Here is a 743-nt window from a genome sequence, read left to right as displayed (position 1 = left end):
GCGGCGTTGTCCAGGTAGTCGCGGTGGAACACGTTGCCACCGCGATTGACATCGACACTGGTCACGTCACGCTGGTTGATCACGCTGCCGTTGGTGGCTGTGAGGCTGACGTCCTTGCCGGAAATGATGCCGCCGGATTTGTTGATGATGTCGTTGCCGGCCTTGAGTGTCAGGCGCTCGCCCGCTTCGATCAGACCGGTGTTGGTAAGGTTGTTACCGGCTTCGGCCGACAGGTTGTTGGAGGCTCGCAGCGTACCGGCGTTATTCAGGTCGCCACCGGCGATCAGGGTCACGTCACCGCCCTGGATCAATGCACCGTTAGGCGCCAGGCGGTTGTTGGCCTGGGCCAGGTACAACACCGGCACCAGCACTTTCTCACCGTTCACTTCGTGCTCTTCGAGCCAGACGATGTCGTGGGTCAGTGCCGCCACTTGTTGCGCGGTCAAGGTAACGCCCATCGACAGGTTGAGCTGATCCTTGCTGGCGATGGCGTTGTTCATCAGGTACTTGAACATGCCTTCGTCGGAGGTCTGTCCGTCGATGAAGCGCTGGCCGGTGCGGGCCACCACGGCCTGCTGCACCATGCGTTGTTCAAACAATCCGTCGCCCAGGCGCTTGGCGCTGGTGTCGGGGTCGTAGCCGAGCTTGCCCAACAGATAGTCCGAGCTCATGAACTGCTTGAGGTTGGTCAGCGCCGGGTTGGTTTCGATCAGATATTTGTGCGGGTTGGAGCGCACGCTGGT

General features: G+C 60.7%; 1 pseudogene. It reads right to left on the bottom strand.

What is annotated here, in order from left to right:
* A pseudogene (locus tag J1G18_RS27845) lies at positions 1–743 on the bottom strand (S-layer family protein); the annotation flags it as partial.

It is taken from the genome of Pseudomonas sp. MIS38 (assembly GCF_019891575.1).
GTDB lineage: Bacteria > Pseudomonadota > Gammaproteobacteria > Pseudomonadales > Pseudomonadaceae > Aquipseudomonas > Aquipseudomonas putida_A.
The sequence above is the reverse complement of the archived record's forward strand: the minus strand, read 5'-3'. Positions and strand labels throughout refer to the sequence as shown.